The sequence below is a fragment of the Pseudomonas sp. M30-35 genome (assembly GCF_002163625.1).
Taxonomy (GTDB): Bacteria; Pseudomonadota; Gammaproteobacteria; order Pseudomonadales; family Pseudomonadaceae; genus Aquipseudomonas.
In genome coordinates this window covers 686,951-703,063 of the sequence record NZ_CP020892.1, presented here as the reverse complement: position 1 = coordinate 703,063, position 16,113 = coordinate 686,951, and the positions used below count along the sequence as shown (strand labels likewise).

Sequence of the window (16,113 nt, the reverse complement as noted above, 5' to 3'; positions counted from 1 at the left end):
ACCTCAAGGCAGCGGGCAGGCAGCAGCCAACCCCTTAAAAACCAAATCTGGAGCAATGATCGCGCCTGGCGCCATATCAACCGCAAGTGCAGCATCCCCTCCGGTCAGGAATACCACAAATGCATCGCCTAGGTATTCACCGGCAAGCTCCAACTGCGTCGCGACAAAGCCCTGCAGCATAAGTGAACAGCCGCGCTCTACGGCCTCAGCTGTAGTGCGCCCTGGACCGTTGTTCTGTTGCGCGCGCTCGGCGACATCATCGCTGTAGCGAATGCGCCGGGTATGGGTACGCAACTGATTACGCATCAACGGAACGCCAGGGCAGATAAATCCACCAAGGTGCTCACCATTAGCACTGACAAAATCAGCCGTCACCGCCGTACCCAGATCAAGAACAAGGCATGCCTTGCCAGCCTGCAAGTACGCTCCGACCAAGGCCAGCCAACGATCAAGCCCCAGTTGCTGATATTGCTCATAGCCATTGCGCACACCTGCAAGCTCGGGGACCGCCTGAGCACATATACACTCAATGCCAAATTGCTGGCTGATCAACCCAACCAATGACTGAGTTTCAGCATCAGTACGCACGCTTACTAGCCGACAGACACGCAAGCGCAATGATTGCGCCTGCACCGCCTGCATCAACTCTTCATCAGAGCCGACAACACCACCACAAATAACCTGTGATGCATCTCCCGCCAATGCGCGCCACTTTATAAAGCTATTACCGCAATCAAGCTCAAGAATCATCGCTCAGCCTCAAGCTCAACTCACCACCACTGAAACTACGCTCCTCGCCATCAACCCGTAGGCGAATAGCCCCCGTAGCATCAACACCTAATATTTCACCCTTGATGGGGGTCTGCCCCGCCGTTAACGTTGCCATACGCCCCTGCCAAAGATGATTGTCTTGCCATTCAGTCTGCAAGGCTGCAAACCCATTGCGCATATGTACATCAATATACCTTTGCAGGTGCACGCTAAAGAACTCAACTAACTGGTTACGGTCCACCGAGCGACCCAGCACGTTAGACAATGAGGTCCACGCCTGGGTGATCACATCAGCCCCAACCATCTTCATATTGACGTTGACTCCAACACCGATAACCACGTGACATACATCACCAGGATCACCTGACATTTCAAGCAGGATTCCCGCGATTTTCTGACCCTCAACCAGTACATCGTTAGGCCACTTCAATCCAGCATTGCTAATACCAAGCTGTTCAATTGCCTTGAGCAACGCCAAACCCACAACCAAACTGAGCCCTTCAACCTGACGCATCCCACCATCAATACGGATAATCAGGCTGTAATACATATTCTCAGCAAACGGGCTGACCCAAGTACGACCACGGCGACCGCGGCCAGCAGTCTGCTGCTCAGCTAACAGTACAAATGGTGCTGATTCTCCAGCAGCCAATAGCCGCAGAACCTCTGCATTGGTTGAATCTACGGACTGCAATACCGTGACGGGCCAACCTTGAGCGGCATGACTCGCGGACAGACGCTGCTGATCGAGCAATATGAGTGGATTTTGCAATTGGTAACCACGCCCACGTACTTTATGAATCGATAACCCGAACTCAGCCTCGAGCACCTGCAACTGCTTCCATACAGCCGAACGACTAATACCCAGCGCCTCACCCAGAGCTTCGCCCGAATGAAACCTGCCGTCTTGAAGTAGCCGTAATAGTGGCTGCATGTTTAGCTCGTAAAATATTGAGGCACGCATGATAACGGCGAGGCGTCACATTGCCTACTCACGGGCCAAATGATTAACCATGCAGATAAAATGTGATTACTCACATGACTAGCCGTGGTAATTAAAAAGCCACCGTCAGGTGGCTTTTTAATGCGTGAGATTTGGGCCTGCGCGCGGTTTGGTGCGCACCATGCGGGTCGCGGCGACTGCTGCCACGTAGGGTGGATGACGCTTTATCCATCCACCGGCTGTGTCGCTACTAACACCTGGGCCGTTAAGCATAGGCGGGCACGCTGCGCGCTGCCGCCCTTCCGAACTTTTCTTTTGCGCAGAGAGAAACCCCAGACCATTTACATGATCTGGGGTTTCGGTATAGACGCTTGACGATGACCTACTCTCACATGGGGAAACCCCACACTACCATCGGCGATGCATCGTTTCACTACTGAGTTCGGGATGGGATCAGGTGGTTCCAATGCTCTATGGTCGTCAAGCAATTTGTTTGAAGCCTCGTCTAGGACGCTGCTTCGAATCGGGTATGTGATGTTTGTAGTCGTGCAAACTTTCGGTTTCATCAACTTCTGTCATGACACACAAACAGCAAATTGTTTGGGTGTTATATGGTCAAGCCTCACGGGCAATTAGTATGGGTTAGCTCAACGCCTCACAGCGCTTACACACCCCACCTATCAACGTCGTAGTCTTCGACGGCCCTTTAGGGAACTCAAGGTTCCAGTGAGATCTCATCTTAAGGCAAGTTTCCCGCTTAGATGCTTTCAGCGGTTATCTTTTCCGAACATAGCTACCCGGCAATGCCACTGGCGTGACAACCGGAACACCAGAGGTTCGTCCACTCCGGTCCTCTCGTACTAGGAGCAGCCCCTCTCAAATCTCAAACGTCCACGGCAGATAGGGACCGAACTGTCTCACGACGTTCTAAACCCAGCTCGCGTACCACTTTAAATGGCGAACAGCCATACCCTTGGGACCGGCTTCAGCCCCAGGATGTGATGAGCCGACATCGAGGTGCCAAACACCGCCGTCGATATGAACTCTTGGGCGGTATCAGCCTGTTATCCCCGGAGTACCTTTTATCCGTTGAGCGATGGCCCTTCCATACAGAACCACCGGATCACTAAGACCTACTTTCGTACCTGCTCGACGTGTCTGTCTCGCAGTCAAGCGCGCTTTTGCCTTTATACTCTACGACCGATTTCCGACCGGTCTGAGCGCACCTTCGTACTCCTCCGTTACTCTTTAGGAGGAGACCGCCCCAGTCAAACTACCCACCATACACTGTCCTCGATCCGGATAACGGACCAGAGTTAGAACCTCAAGGTTACCAGGGTGGTATTTCAAGGTTGGCTCCACGCGAACTGGCGTCCACGCTTCAAAGCCTCCCACCTATCCTACACAAGTAAACTCAAAGTCCAGTGCAAAGCTATAGTAAAGGTTCACGGGGTCTTTCCGTCTAGCCGCGGATACACTGCATCTTCACAGCGATTTCAATTTCACTGAGTCTCGGGTGGAGACAGCGCCGCCATCGTTACGCCATTCGTGCAGGTCGGAACTTACCCGACAAGGAATTTCGCTACCTTAGGACCGTTATAGTTACGGCCGCCGTTTACCGGGGCTTCGATCAAGAGCTTCGCGTTAGCTAACCCCATCAATTAACCTTCCGGCACCGGGCAGGCGTCACACCCTATACGTCCACTTTCGTGTTTGCAGAGTGCTGTGTTTTTAATAAACAGTCGCAGCGGCCTGGTATCTTCGACCGGCATGTGCTTACGGGGTAAACCCTTCACACTCACCGGCGCACCTTCTCCCGAAGTTACGGTGCCATTTTGCCTAGTTCCTTCACCCGAGTTCTCTCAAGCGCCTTGGTATTCTCTACCTAACCACCTGTGTCGGTTTGGGGTACGGTTTCTAATTACCTGAAGCTTAGAAGCTTTTCCTGGAAGCATGGCATCAACCACTTCATCGTCTAAAAGACAACTCGTCATCAGTTCTCGGCCTTAGAATCCCGGATTTACCTAAGATTCCAGCCTACCACCTTAAACACGGACAACCAACGCCGTGCTGGCCTAGCCTTCTCCGTCCCTCCATCGCAGTAATTAGAAGTACGGGAATATTAACCCGTTTCCCATCGATTACGCATTTCTGCCTCACCTTAGGGGCCGACTCACCCTGCGTCGATTAACGTTGCGCAGGAAACCTTGGTCTTTCGGCGTGCGAGTTTTTCACTCGCATTGTCGTTACTCATGTCAGCATTCGCACTTCTGATACCTCCAGCAAGCTTCTCAACTCACCTTCACAGGCTTACAGAACGCTCCTCTACCGCTCATCCAAAGGATGAACCCGTAGCTTCGGTGTATGGTTTGAGCCCCGTTACATCTTCCGCGCAGGCCGACTCGACTAGTGAGCTATTACGCTTTCTTTAAAGGGTGGCTGCTTCTAAGCCAACCTCCTAGCTGTCTAAGCCTTCCCACATCGTTTCCCACTTAACCATAACTTTGGGACCTTAGCTGACGGTCTGGGTTGTTTCCCTTTTCACGACGGACGTTAGCACCCGCCGTGTGTCTCCCGTGCTGACACTTGCTGGTATTCGGAGTTTGCATCGGTTTGGTAAGTCGGGATGACCCCCTAGCCGAAACAGTGCTCTACCCCCAGCAGTGATACACGAGGCGCTACCTAAATAGCTTTCGAGGAGAACCAGCTATCTCCGAGCTTGATTAGCCTTTCACTCCGATCCACAGGTCATCCGCTAACTTTTCAACGGTAGTCGGTTCGGTCCTCCAGTTAGTGTTACCCAACCTTCAACCTGCCCATGGATAGATCGCCCGGTTTCGGGTCTATTCCCAGCGACTAAACGCCCTATTAAGACTCGCTTTCGCTACGCCTCCCCTATTCGGTTAAGCTTGCCACTGAAAATAAGTCGCTGACCCATTATACAAAAGGTACGCAGTCACAGAACAAAGTCTGCTCCCACTGCTTGTACGCATACGGTTTCAGGATCTATTTCACTCCCCTCTCCGGGGTTCTTTTCGCCTTTCCCTCACGGTACTAGTTCACTATCGGTCAGTCAGTAGTATTTAGCCTTGGAGGATGGTCCCCCCATATTCAGACAAAGTTTCTCGTGCTCCGTCCTACTCGATTTCATTGAAAAGAGATTTTCGCGTACAGGGCTATCACCCACTATGGCCGCACTTTCCAGAGCGTTCCGCTAATCTCTAATCAACTTAAGGGCTAGTCCCCGTTCGCTCGCCACTACTAAGGGAATCTCGGTTGATTTCTATTCCTCAGGGTACTTAGATGTTTCAGTTCCCCTGGTTCGCCTCTTACACCTATGTATTCAGTGCAAGATAACCATCTTATGATGGCTGGGTTCCCCCATTCAGACATCTCCGGATCAAAGGTTATTTGCCACCTCCCCGAAGCTTTTCGCAGGCTATCACGTCTTTCATCGCCTCTGACTGCCAAGGCATCCACCGTATGCGCTTCTTCACTTGACCATATAACCCCAAGCAATCTGGTTATTGTCTATAACGTGAAGTAGACATTCGCCGAAAATTTGCAATTGAGAACTACAAATTTTACCTTGACCAAATTAATTACCAGTGAAAGTAATCAATTAGTCACTTCTATCACATACCCAAATTTTTAAAGAACGATTTTCTTTCTAGTCAAAGACCAGAAATCAACATTCAACTACCCTTCAGTAGGAATGCTCATTTCTGAACACTAACAAAAACGAATCAAGCAATCTGTAAAGTGGTGGAGCCAAGCGGGATCGAACCGCTGACCTCCTGCGTGCAAGGCAGGCGCTCTCCCAGCTGAGCTATGGCCCCATTTACATCCAAGGCCTAACCCCTCAACAATTGGTGGGTCTGGGCAGATTCGAACTGCCGACCTCACCCTTATCAGGGGTGCGCTCTAACCAACTGAGCTACAGACCCAATCGTCTTTCGCAATGAATCAAGCAATTCGTGTGGGAGCTTATAAGGAAGCTGATGTCGTCGATTAAGGAGGTGATCCAGCCGCAGGTTCCCCTACGGCTACCTTGTTACGACTTCACCCCAGTCATGAATCACACCGTGGTAACCGTCCCCCCGAAGGTTAGACTAGCTACTTCTGGTGCAACCCACTCCCATGGTGTGACGGGCGGTGTGTACAAGGCCCGGGAACGTATTCACCGTGACATTCTGATTCACGATTACTAGCGATTCCGACTTCACGCAGTCGAGTTGCAGACTGCGATCCGGACTACGATCGGTTTTATGGGATTAGCTCCACCTCGCGGCTTGGCAACCCTTTGTACCGACCATTGTAGCACGTGTGTAGCCCTGGCCGTAAGGGCCATGATGACTTGACGTCATCCCCACCTTCCTCCGGTTTGTCACCGGCAGTCTCCTTAGAGTTCCCACCATTACGTGCTGGTAACTAAGGACAAGGGTTGCGCTCGTTACGGGACTTAACCCAACATCTCACGACACGAGCTGACGACAGCCATGCAGCACCTGTGTCTGAGTTCCCGAAGGCACCAATCTATCTCTAGAAAGTTCTCAGCATGTCAAGGCCAGGTAAGGTTCTTCGCGTTGCTTCGAATTAAACCACATGCTCCACCGCTTGTGCGGGCCCCCGTCAATTCATTTGAGTTTTAACCTTGCGGCCGTACTCCCCAGGCGGTCAACTTAATGCGTTAGCTGCGCCACTAAATTCTCAAGGAATCCAACGGCTAGTTGACATCGTTTACGGCGTGGACTACCAGGGTATCTAATCCTGTTTGCTCCCCACGCTTTCGCACCTCAGCGTCAGTATCAGTCCAGGTGGTCGCCTTCGCCACTGGTGTTCCTTCCTATATCTACGCATTTCACCGCTACACAGGAAATTCCACCACCCTCTACTGTACTCTAGCTTGCCAGTTTTGGATGCAGTTCCCAGGTTGAGCCCGGGGCTTTCACATTCAACTTAACAAACCGCCTACGCGCGCTTTACGCCCAGTAATTCCGATTAACGCTTGCACCCTCTGTATTACCGCGGCTGCTGGCACAGAGTTAGCCGGTGCTTATTCTGTCGGTAACGTCAAAACAGCAAAGTATTAATTTACTGCCCTTCCTCCCAACTTAAAGTGCTTTACAATCCGAAGACCTTCTTCACACACGCGGCATGGCTGGATCAGGCTTTCGCCCATTGTCCAATATTCCCCACTGCTGCCTCCCGTAGGAGTCTGGACCGTGTCTCAGTTCCAGTGTGACTGATCATCCTCTCAGACCAGTTACGGATCGTCGCCTTGGTGAGCCATTACCTCACCAACTAGCTAATCCGACCTAGGCTCATCTAATAGCGTGAGGTCCGAAGATCCCCCACTTTCTCCCGTAGGACGTATGCGGTATTAGCGTCCGTTTCCGAACGTTATCCCCCACTACTAGGCAGATTCCTAGGCATTACTCACCCGTCCGCCGCTCGTCAGCAAAGTAGCAAGCTACCTCCTGTTACCGCTCGACTTGCATGTGTTAGGCCTGCCGCCAGCGTTCAATCTGAGCCATGATCAAACTCTTCAGTTTAATACTGCAATTAGGTTTTGAGAAAACCTTATAAACTTGGCTCAGCAATCGCAAAACTTACAAATTAATGTAAGGTAACTCTCGAATTAACGAGTGTTGCTTTGTGATGCTGATAATCTGTTGACTATCAGTCTTACCTCACAAGCACCCACACGAATTGCTTGATTCAGTTGTTAAAGAGCGGTTGGTTAAGTCTTTCGTCTCAACCGAGGCGCGCATTCTACAGCAGCCTCATTTACTGTCAAGCTGTTTTTCGAAGTTCTTTTCCGCAGAAAACCGTTTCTACTCAACCACTTGCGCTTCCGATCAAACCAGCTTCTCGTCAGCGGGAGGCGCATTCTACAGCGTTCAAAACCGCTGTCAACACCTCTTTTTCTACCGCTTTCGATCACCGTGGCGATCACTCTAAAGGCCATCTAAACACCCTTCAGAGCCCGGCGCATTCTACACAACTTTCGTTGCTTTGCAACCCCTCTTTTTAAGCTAACTTCTTGTTTTACAAGAGGTTTTCCGATAGGTCTACGCCGGAAGAGGTGCGCATTATAGGCACCTCAGATTTGCCGTCAAGGGTTTTATTCGGCTTTTAAGCTAATTCGTGCAAAAGCCTTCTTACCTGCCTGAAAGACCTGAGTTGCGCCTAGCTTGACTATATAGGTGCGATCAACCACTTCGCCGTCGACGCGCACACCACCATTACCTAACAAGTCGCGAGCTGCTGCGGAGTTCTTGACCAACCCTGCTTTATTAAGCAGCGCAGAGATAGGCATATCTTCAGCGGATAACAGCTCGATCTCCGGTAGGTCTTCCGGCAACTCACCTTCCTTCATACGGTTACCCGCAGAACGATGAGCATTAGCCGCTGCCTCTTCACCATGGAAGCGCGCAACAATCTCTTCAGCCAACTTAATTTTGATGTCACGCGGGTTCGCACCAGCTTCAACATCAAGCTTGAACTGATTGATCTCGTCCATAGAACGGAAACTCAACAACTCGAAGTAACGCCACATCAACGAGTCAGGCATCGACACCAGCTTGTTATAGATAGCCCCCGGCGCTTCCTGGATACCAATATAGTTACCCAGCGATTTGGACATCTTCTTCACACCATCAAGACCTTCGAGCAAAGGCATGGTGACGATGCACTGTGATGACTGCCCGTATGAACGCTGCAGCTCACGCCCCATCAGCAAGTTAAACTTCTGATCGGTTCCACCCAGCTCAACATCAGCCTTCAATGCGACCGAGTCATAGCCTTGCACCAACGGATAGAGGAACTCATGAATCGCGATCGGCTGATTGGTGGTGTAGCGCTTATCAAAGTCATCACGCTCAAGCATCCGCGCAACAGTGTACTGCGAAGCCAGCTTAATAAAGTCAGCTGGCGTCAGCTGCTCCATCCACGTTGAGTTGAATGCAACCTCGGTCTTCGCTGGATCAAGAATTTTAAACACCTGAGCCTTATAGGTCTCGGCGTTCTCCAAAACCTGTTCACGCGTCAACGGCGGACGCGTTGCACTCTTACCGCTTGGATCACCGATCATCCCAGTGAAGTCGCCAATCAGGAAAATCACCTGATGACCTAACTCCTGGAATTGACGCAGCTTATTAATAAGCACGGTATGACCGAGATGAAGATCTGGCGCGGTTGGATCAAAGCCCGCCTTAATACGCAGCGGCTGCCCGCGCTTGAGCTTCTCGATCAGCTCGGATTCAACTAGGACTTCCTCTGCGCCGCGCTTAATTAGCGCTAGCTGCTCTTCAACCGACTTCATAGCAGGACTCATGACCACTAAAAATAAAGGTGAACAACGATACAAGATCACAGGTAAATGACAAGTTTTGCCAATCTACAAACAAACTTACACCTTTGCGTCGCTATCCGGGTTGCCTCAGGGGCAATTTGGTTATATTTTATACAGTTAGTGCACATTCATCATGTACTACCTATTTTATATATTTCTCTTTTCATCTTTTCGTAGCCAAAAGCCATCTTTATGACAAATATAACTAGCAAAAAGCCACCTCTTTACCCCAAAACCCATATTCTCGCGGCTAGCGGTGTCGCCGCCATCCTCAGTCTTGCCCTTCTGGTGTTTCCCACGCGTGAAGTAGAAGCGAAAAAAACCTACATCGGCTTGGACCTGAATAACGACACAGAGCAGTTCGAACCAGGCAGTGATGCCGCGAACATAATCAACCCAGAAGACACAGTACCGGCCCCGTTCGCAAACATGGGCACGCCGACACAACCAGAAGCTACAGCTGCAATTACCCCTGAACCTGTAGCTCCGCCCAAAGACCCTACCGAACGCCAACTGACAGTAGAGAAAGGCGACACGCTATCGACCTTGTTCGAGCGCGCCAATATTCCTGCCAGCACATTGCATGAAGTACTCAGCAGTAGCAAAGAAGCGAAGAAGCTTACGCGGATCAAAGCGGGCCAAGTTCTAGATTTCAAATTCAGCGACACCGGCGAATTTCAACGCATGAGCAGCAAGCTCAGTGACATGGAAACCGTCAGCATCGCGAAAACTGATGACGGCTATGCTTTCAAACGCGACATCATCAAACCCGAAGTGAAGAACGCTTATGCTCATGGGGTGATTCGCAGCTCTCTGTCACTGGCAGGCCAGCGCTCAGGTTTGCCACACAGCCTAACGATGCAGTTGGCTAACATCTTCGGTTATGACATCGATTTTGCTATGGATATTCGTAATGGCGACGAGTTCGAAGTCATCTACGAAGACAAGCTCGTCAACGGCAAGCGTGTCGGCAGCGGCAACATCCTTTCTGCCCGCTTTACCAATCGCGGCAAAACTTATACAGCCGTACGCTATACCGACAAACGCGGTAACACCACTTACTACGGTGCCGACGGTAGCAGCATGCGCAAAGCCTTTATTCGAACACCGGTAGACTTCGCCCGTATTAGCTCGCGCTTCTCCAATGGCCGTCGGCATCCGATTCTGAACAAAATCCGTGCGCATAAAGGTGTTGATTACGCAGCACCACGCGGCACGCCAATTAAAGCCACTGGCGATGGGAAAATTGTCCTCGCGGGGCGCCGTGGAGGCTACGGTAATGCCGTAATTATTCAACACGGTCAACGTTACCGCACGCTGTATGGCCATATGCAGGGTTTCGCCAAAGGCATTCGCACTGGTGGCTCGGTCAAACAAGGTCAGATCATTGGTTACATTGGTACCACTGGCCTGTCCACCGGACCGCATTTGCATTATGAATTCCAGGTCAACGGTGTGCACGTTGACCCATTGAGCCAGAAGCTGCCGATGGCAGACCCAATCGCCAAGAATGAAAAAGCTCGATTCATGGCGACCACCAAGCCGTTGATGGCGCAGATGGATCAAGAGCGCAGCACCATGCTTGCACAAAACAAGCGCTAACTGCGATGCCTTACTATATAGGTGTGATGTCCGGAACCAGCCTTGATGGTCTGGACATCGCCCTGATCGAACAACAGCGTAATACCCGCCTCGTCGCAAGCCATTACATCGCAATGCCCGATGACTTACGCGCAGAACTTCTGGCGCTGTGTTCATCAGGTAATGATGAATTAGCCCGCGCAGCCCTAGCCGAGCAAAGCTGGGTCCGCCTTGCCGCACAAGGTGTCAGTCAGGTACTGACCGAGTCAGGGCTAAAAGCCGATGCGATCCGAGCGATTGGCAGCCACGGGCAAACAGTCCGACATGAGCCAGCACGCGGCTTCACCATCCAGATAGATAACCCCGCCCTCCTCGCTGAACTTACCGGAATTACCGTGGTTGCAGATTTCCGACGCCGCGATGTTGCGGCAGGCGGACAAGGCGCTCCTTTGGTTCCAGCATTTCATGAAGCGCTGTTCGGCGAAGGGAAAGGCGCCAGAGCGGTGCTAAACATTGGTGGTTTCAGCAATCTAAGCCTGATTGAAGCAGACAGTCATGTCCACGGCTTCGACTGTGGTCCGGGTAATGTACTGCTCGACGCGTGGATCCAGCGCCAGCAACAGCAGAGCTATGATCGCAACGGCGCCTGGGCTGCTAGTGGCCAGGTTCAACCGGATTTATTCAAGGCACTCTATGGCGATGCCTTCTTCCAGACCTCGGGACCTAAAAGTACCGGGCGCGAGCTGTTCAATCTCACATGGCTTGAGCAACAGCTTAAAGCACTACCTAGCTATTCACCTGAAGATGTCCAAGCGACGTTGCTCGAATTAACAGCGCAAAGCATCGTCGACTCACTGCAAGCAGCTCAAACCAATACCCAAGAGTTACTGGTTTGCGGGGGTGGCGCGCACAACTCAGCACTGATGCAGCGCCTTGCCCAACTGCTGCCTAATTGTCAGGTTGCCAGTACAGCCGCTTACGGTGTACCTGCCGACTGGGTTGAAGCGATGGCATTTGCTTGGCTGGCACACTGCTGCCTGGAGAGAATCTGTGCTAACCGGCCTAGTGTCACTGGCGCAAGTGGCTTACGCATACTCGGGGCTATCTATCCTGCCTGAGTAATACTTCACCCTCTCCAGACACACAAAAGCCGCGATAATCGCGGCTTTTTCATGCCCTACAACTGTAGCTAAGAGCAGCCCTTTAAATAGAAAAGGACGAGCCACAGCCACAGGTTGTCGTTGCGTTAGGATTTTTGATCACAAACCGTGAGCCCTCAAGCCCTTCTTGATAATCGACTTCAGCGCCAGCCAGATACTGGAAGCTCATTGGGTCGACCACAAGGCTAACGCCCTCGCGCTCGACGATGGTGTCATCATCCGCGAGTTCTTCATCAAAAGTGAATCCATACTGAAACCCGGAGCAACCGCCACCTGTGACAAACACACGCAGCTTCAAACGAGGATTACCCTCCTCGTCAACCAGGCTCTTCACCTTGCTTGCAGCACCTTGAGTAAATTGCAAAGCTGTGGGGGTGAAGGTTTCGACGCTCATGCTGACTATCTCCCGGCGCTATGCGCCATACTGCGTTGCGGCTATTATCCGCTTACCCTACAAAAGCGGTCAACTATTGTACTACCTCTGACTCGATATCATCCAAAGTTTCTGGTAACTCGAGTGGCCGCGCCTCATCTTTCAGGTGGCACAGGCTGCCCTCAATCTGTGCGCCCATGGCCATCTCCATCAGGCCGTAATACAGGTTTCCCTGTACGCGCGCGCGCGCACCCAGTTCGAGATTTTTGCTAGCGAAGACATCACCTACCACTTCGCCATCAATCACTATATGGGGTGCACGAATCTCACCTTCAACCTTACCCTCAACACTAATACGGACCATCCCCTCGCTGGTCACCAAGTTGCCGCTGACGCGCCCGTCGACCTGCACTGCACCCAAAAATTTCAAGTCACCGCTAAGCGCTGCACCCGCTGCAATCAAGCTGGTCTTACCGCTGAAACTCTGCAGATCAGGTTTGGATTTTTCTTTATTCCACATAAGGATTGCTTACTCTTTGTCTAACCATTTGAATGTGCGCTCCAGCGGTTTCTCGCCTTTTATGACGGCACGCACTCGTATCTGACTCGGCTCAAAGCCGGCGGGCAACTCAAGCTCAGCAAAACGCCCGGCTCCCGGGATCGATTTAAAATGCTTGAATGTGTAAGGAATCAGCTTGCCCTTAAAGGGTACGAACTCATCTTGAGCAAGACTCGAAAGCTCAAGCACCACCTTGTCTTTTGAACCCTGACTACCCTCAACAGTAATGTGTAACTGACCATTAATCGGGGTGTCATCTTTGCCCACGCGACTGAGTAGCACTTTGTAGCGATAACGCTGTGGATTTTCCGTTGCCTGCAGCTCAAAAGTTCGAATTCGCAAGCCCTCTCGTCGGCTCGCAGGCGCCAGCACACCTTTATAGAAAGAAAGATCCTGCTGTTCTTTGAAGATTTGCTCTTCAAGCAGCTTAATCGTTAGGCGGTTTTGCTCGTTTGCTTTCTCAGCCACACTTGCTCCGCTAGTCGCGATGGCGACCTGTGCCCGCAAGTCATCCAACTGAGTTTCTTGCTCAGCCAGGCGTTGGGCCATCGGCTTGATTTGCGCCGAAAGAGATGCCGTCTGCTGACGCTCCCAGTACACGCCGCCGTAAAATACCGCGGGCAAAGCAAGGAGCAACAGCAATACTAGAAGACGCACTCGTCCTGAACGATCAGGACCACTCGGTCGTACCTCCCAGCCCGCCATCAGGGCAGCAAAGCAGGATGCGACAAGCCTGCATGCTCATCCAAACCGAACATAATATTCATATTCTGCACCGCTTGGCCTGAAGCACCTTTGACCAAATTATCGATGACCGAAAGTACCACGACCAACTCACCACCTTGCGGACGGTGCACGGCAATCCGGCAAACATTGGCGCCAAGCACACTGCGGGTTTCCGGGTGGCTGCCAGCGGGCATCACATCGACAAACGGCTCGTTGGCATAACGTTTTTCAAACAACGCCTGCAGGTCAACAGTGGTATCAGCAACAGTCGCGTAAAGCGTGGAGTGAATACCACGAATCATCGGCGTTAAATGCGGGACAAAGGTCAACCCAACAGGCTGGCCGGCAGCGCGGCGCAGGCCCTGGCTGATCTCAGGTAAATGGCGATGCCCTTTGACTGCATAAGCCTTCATGTTCTCGCCAGCCTCACTGAACAGTGAGCCGACGCTAGCACCACGACCGGCACCGCTGACACCCGACTTGCAGTCAGCAATCAAACGGCTCGGGTCGGCCAAACCGGCCTCAAGCAACGGGATAAAACCCAACTGGGTCGCGGTTGGATAGCAGCCAGGCACAGCAATTAAGCGCGCACCTTTAATAGCTTCACGATTAACCTCTGGCAAACCATATACCGCTTCACCCAGTAGCTCGGGAGCACCATGGGGCTGGCCATACCACTGCGCCCACTCTTCAGCGTTTTCCAAGCGAAAGTCAGCAGACAAGTCGATTACCCTGGTGCCTGCATCGAGCAACTCACCGGCCAACGCATGCGCAACGCCATGTGGTGTGGCAAAAAACACCACGTCACAGGCACCCAGCGTTGCCACATCTGGCACGCTGAACGCTAGGTCTGGATAGTGACCGCGCAGATTCGGATACATCTCATCCACACGCAACCCAGTTTCAGAACGCGAAGTAATGACCGTCACTTGAGCTTGCGGATGCTGCGCCAATAAGCGCAGCAGTTCGACACCGGTGTAACCTGTGCCGCCGACGATTCCGACCTTAATCATTACTTGCCCCCTGCTAAAAGCCACTGGAAAGCCAACGATAATAAAGCCCTGAGACGATGCGGCCAACTAGCAGTGATGACGGATGCGTAACGGAGCACTACTATCGCGGGTATAAATCTATCCGGGTTAGTCTAAATGCTCTACTTGTGGCTCAAAGCTTTACACATAATTTCTATGGTCTGCTGGTTCGCCGGGCTGTTTTATTTACCGCGCCTGTTCGTCTATCACGCCATGAGTGAAGACAACGTCAGCCGCGAGCGCTTCTGCATCATGGAGCGCAAGCTCTATCGCGGCATCATGATCCCAAGCATGCTCGCCACCCTTATTTTCGGCGCAGCACTCATAAGCCTGAACCCAAGCTATTACTTCAGCCAAGGCTGGATGCACGCCAAACTAGTATTAGTCATACTTTTGATCGGTTATCAGCACATGTGCGGTGCACAGCTAAAACGTTTCTCTTTAGGCGAGAATACCCGCAGCCATGTGTTTTTCCGCTGGTTTAACGAAGCGCCGGTACTGGCATTGATTGGCATTGTAATCCTGGTGATCGTTCGCCCGTTCTGACTTCATCCCAACCCACATACAACGAATTATAAGGTGCTGTGATGTCATTACCCCAACTGCTCGAACAACGTTTACGCCTGCCGGTAGTTGCGGCTCCAATGTTTCTGGTGTCCAACCCGCAATTAGTGACGGCCTGCTGTAACAACGGAATAGTAGGTAGCTTTCCTGCTCTGAACCAGCGCGAGAGCAGTGGCTTTCGCGCATGGCTCGATGAAATAGAAGCGGGGCTCAATGAACACGCGGCACCCTATGCGGTGAACCTGATCGTCCATGGCACCAACCCACGCCTGCAGGCCGACCTGGCGATTTGCGTTGAGAAGCGTGTACCTATCGTGATCACCAGTCTTGGCGCGGTCAAAGAGGTGGTTGATGCAGTCCACAGTTACGGTGGACTGGTATTTCACGACGTAACCACCCGCCGACATGGTGAAAAGGCGGCCGAAGCTGGCGTTGATGGACTCATTGCGGTTGCGGCAGGCGCCGGTGGCCATGCCGGGACCTGGAGCCCTTTTGCGCTGATCGCTGAACTACGCCAGTTCTTCGATAAAACCTTGCTGCTCTCCGGCTGCCTGAATCACGGCCATGAAATTCTTGCAACTCAGGTACTCGGGGCAGACCTCGCCTATATGGGCACCCGCTTTATTGCCACGCAAGAGAGTGACGCCGAGGCAGACTACAAACAAATGATTACCCAAGCCAAAGCCGCTGACATCATCCACACTCCCGCCGTGTCGGGTATACCAGCAAGCTTTATGCGCCAGAGTTTGCAGCGTGCTGGCTATGATCTGGCCCAACTGCAGCAGAAAGGCGAAGTCAATTATGGCGAGAAACTCAAGCCAATCAACGATGAAGCCAAAGCATGGAAAACCGTGTGGTCCGCAGGGCAAGGCGTTGGTGAGATCAATGAGATCCCAGATGTTAAATCGCTGATTTCACGACTGGATCACGAGTATAAGGCCGCTCAAGAACGTACTTTGCGTTTACAACAGCACAGATGGAATCAATAATCACAGTCGCTTAACGGCATATTGCCATCAACCCTTTATCGGCACTTTGATACCACCCA

General features: G+C 51.9%; 11 protein-coding genes, 2 tRNA genes and 3 rRNA genes. 4 read left to right on the top strand and 12 right to left on the bottom strand.

The genetic code is table 11. The features are described from left to right. Positions 1 to 3: 3 nt before the first annotated feature. The 8 genes from B9K09_RS03105 to tyrS all read right to left on the bottom strand — a co-directional run bounded on the left by B9K09_RS03105 (position 4) and on the right by tyrS (position 9,041). On the bottom strand, positions 4 to 750 hold the full coding sequence (locus B9K09_RS03105) for a pantothenate kinase (protein ID WP_087515473.1): 747 nt from the start codon (positions 748 to 750) through the stop codon (positions 4 to 6). Then, positions 740 to 1,705, bottom strand: coding sequence for a bifunctional biotin--[acetyl-CoA-carboxylase] ligase/biotin operon repressor BirA (gene birA / locus B9K09_RS03100; RefSeq protein ID WP_087515472.1), 966 nt, complete (start codon positions 1,703 to 1,705; stop codon positions 740 to 742). The genes B9K09_RS03105 and birA overlap by 11 nt, the downstream gene beginning before the upstream one ends. Before the next feature lie 378 nt (positions 1,706 to 2,083). Then, positions 2,084 to 2,199: ribosomal RNA gene (gene rrf / locus B9K09_RS03095) — 5S ribosomal RNA — on the bottom strand. A gap of 126 nt (positions 2,200 to 2,325) precedes the next feature. Beyond that, positions 2,326 to 5,217, bottom strand: a 23S ribosomal RNA gene (locus tag B9K09_RS03090). Between the two features lie 260 nt (positions 5,218 to 5,477). Continuing rightward, positions 5,478 to 5,553 (bottom strand) — tRNA-Ala (locus B9K09_RS03085). A gap of 31 nt (positions 5,554 to 5,584) precedes the next feature. Next, positions 5,585 to 5,661: transfer RNA gene (locus B9K09_RS03080), tRNA-Ile, on the bottom strand. 65 nt (positions 5,662 to 5,726) lie between these two features. Then, a 16S ribosomal RNA gene (locus tag B9K09_RS03075) occupies positions 5,727 to 7,269 on the bottom strand. Together the 16S, 23S and 5S rRNA genes with 2 tRNA genes alongside form the textbook arrangement of a ribosomal RNA operon. Positions 7,270 to 7,841: 572 nt before the next feature. Further along, positions 7,842 to 9,041, bottom strand: a complete 1,200-nt coding sequence (gene tyrS / locus B9K09_RS03065; RefSeq protein WP_087515471.1) for a tyrosine--tRNA ligase — start codon at positions 9,039 to 9,041, stop codon at positions 7,842 to 7,844. Positions 9,042 to 9,263: 222 nt separating this feature from the next. On the opposite strand from tyrS, the gene B9K09_RS03060 reads away from it, so the two are divergent. Together B9K09_RS03060 and B9K09_RS03055 are read left to right on the top strand one after the other, a co-directional pair. Beyond that, on the top strand, positions 9,264 to 10,673 hold the full coding sequence (locus B9K09_RS03060) for an OapA family protein (protein ID WP_087515470.1): 1,410 nt from the start codon (positions 9,264 to 9,266) through the stop codon (positions 10,671 to 10,673). A gap of 5 nt (positions 10,674 to 10,678) precedes the next feature. Then, positions 10,679 to 11,770, top strand: coding sequence for an anhydro-N-acetylmuramic acid kinase (locus B9K09_RS03055; protein ID WP_087515469.1), 1,092 nt, complete (start codon positions 10,679 to 10,681; stop codon positions 11,768 to 11,770). 85 nt (positions 11,771 to 11,855) lie between these two features. Here the strand turns inward: B9K09_RS03055 and erpA are convergent, their stop codons facing one another. The 4 genes from erpA to argC all read right to left on the bottom strand — a co-directional run bounded on the left by erpA (position 11,856) and on the right by argC (position 14,483). Beyond that, positions 11,856 to 12,206: an iron-sulfur cluster insertion protein ErpA gene (gene erpA / locus B9K09_RS03050; RefSeq protein WP_010486164.1), complete on the bottom strand. Its 351-nt coding sequence runs from the start codon at positions 12,204 to 12,206 to the stop codon at positions 11,856 to 11,858. Positions 12,207 to 12,279: 73 nt separating this feature from the next. Beyond that, on the bottom strand, positions 12,280 to 12,705 hold the full coding sequence (locus B9K09_RS03045) for a polymer-forming cytoskeletal protein (RefSeq protein WP_087515468.1): 426 nt from the start codon (positions 12,703 to 12,705) through the stop codon (positions 12,280 to 12,282). 9 nt (positions 12,706 to 12,714) lie between these two features. After that, positions 12,715 to 13,401: a DUF6776 family protein gene (locus B9K09_RS03040; RefSeq protein WP_087518957.1), complete on the bottom strand. Its 687-nt coding sequence runs from the start codon at positions 13,399 to 13,401 to the stop codon at positions 12,715 to 12,717. 47 nt (positions 13,402 to 13,448) lie between these two features. Then, entirely contained in the window at positions 13,449 to 14,483 is a 1,035-nt protein-coding gene (gene argC, locus B9K09_RS03035; protein WP_087515467.1) for an N-acetyl-gamma-glutamyl-phosphate reductase, read from the bottom strand. Positions 14,484 to 14,618: 135 nt separating this feature from the next. Here argC and hemJ point away from each other — a divergent pair, with 135 nt between their 5' ends. After that, positions 14,619 to 15,047: a protoporphyrinogen oxidase HemJ gene (gene hemJ, locus B9K09_RS03030; RefSeq protein WP_087515466.1), complete on the top strand. Its 429-nt coding sequence runs from the start codon at positions 14,619 to 14,621 to the stop codon at positions 15,045 to 15,047. A 41-nt stretch (positions 15,048 to 15,088) separates the two neighbouring features. Then, positions 15,089 to 16,054: a nitronate monooxygenase family protein gene (locus tag B9K09_RS03025; protein ID WP_087515465.1), complete on the top strand. Its 966-nt coding sequence runs from the start codon at positions 15,089 to 15,091 to the stop codon at positions 16,052 to 16,054. Positions 16,055 to 16,113: the final 59 nt, after the last annotated feature.

Coding starts and splice junctions, on each gene's coding strand:
- B9K09_RS03105 (WP_087515473.1), bottom strand. CDS start 750: ATGATTCTTGAGCTTGATTGCGGTAATAGCTTTATAAAGTGGCGCGCA.
- birA (WP_087515472.1), bottom strand. CDS start 1,705: ATGCAGCCACTATTACGGCTACTTCAAGACGGCAGGTTTCATTCGGGC.
- tyrS (WP_087515471.1), bottom strand. CDS start 9,041: ATGAAGTCGGTTGAAGAGCAGCTAGCGCTAATTAAGCGCGGCGCAGAG.
- B9K09_RS03060 (WP_087515470.1), top strand. CDS start 9,264: ATGACAAATATAACTAGCAAAAAGCCACCTCTTTACCCCAAAACCCAT.
- B9K09_RS03055 (WP_087515469.1), top strand. CDS start 10,679: ATGCCTTACTATATAGGTGTGATGTCCGGAACCAGCCTTGATGGTCTG.
- erpA (WP_010486164.1), bottom strand. CDS start 12,206: ATGAGCGTCGAAACCTTCACCCCCACAGCTTTGCAATTTACTCAAGGT.
- B9K09_RS03045 (WP_087515468.1), bottom strand. CDS start 12,705: ATGTGGAATAAAGAAAAATCCAAACCTGATCTGCAGAGTTTCAGCGGT.
- argC (WP_087515467.1), bottom strand. CDS start 14,483: ATGATTAAGGTCGGAATCGTCGGCGGCACAGGTTACACCGGTGTCGAA.
- hemJ (WP_087515466.1), top strand. CDS start 14,619: ATGCTCTACTTGTGGCTCAAAGCTTTACACATAATTTCTATGGTCTGC.
- B9K09_RS03025 (WP_087515465.1), top strand. CDS start 15,089: ATGTCATTACCCCAACTGCTCGAACAACGTTTACGCCTGCCGGTAGTT.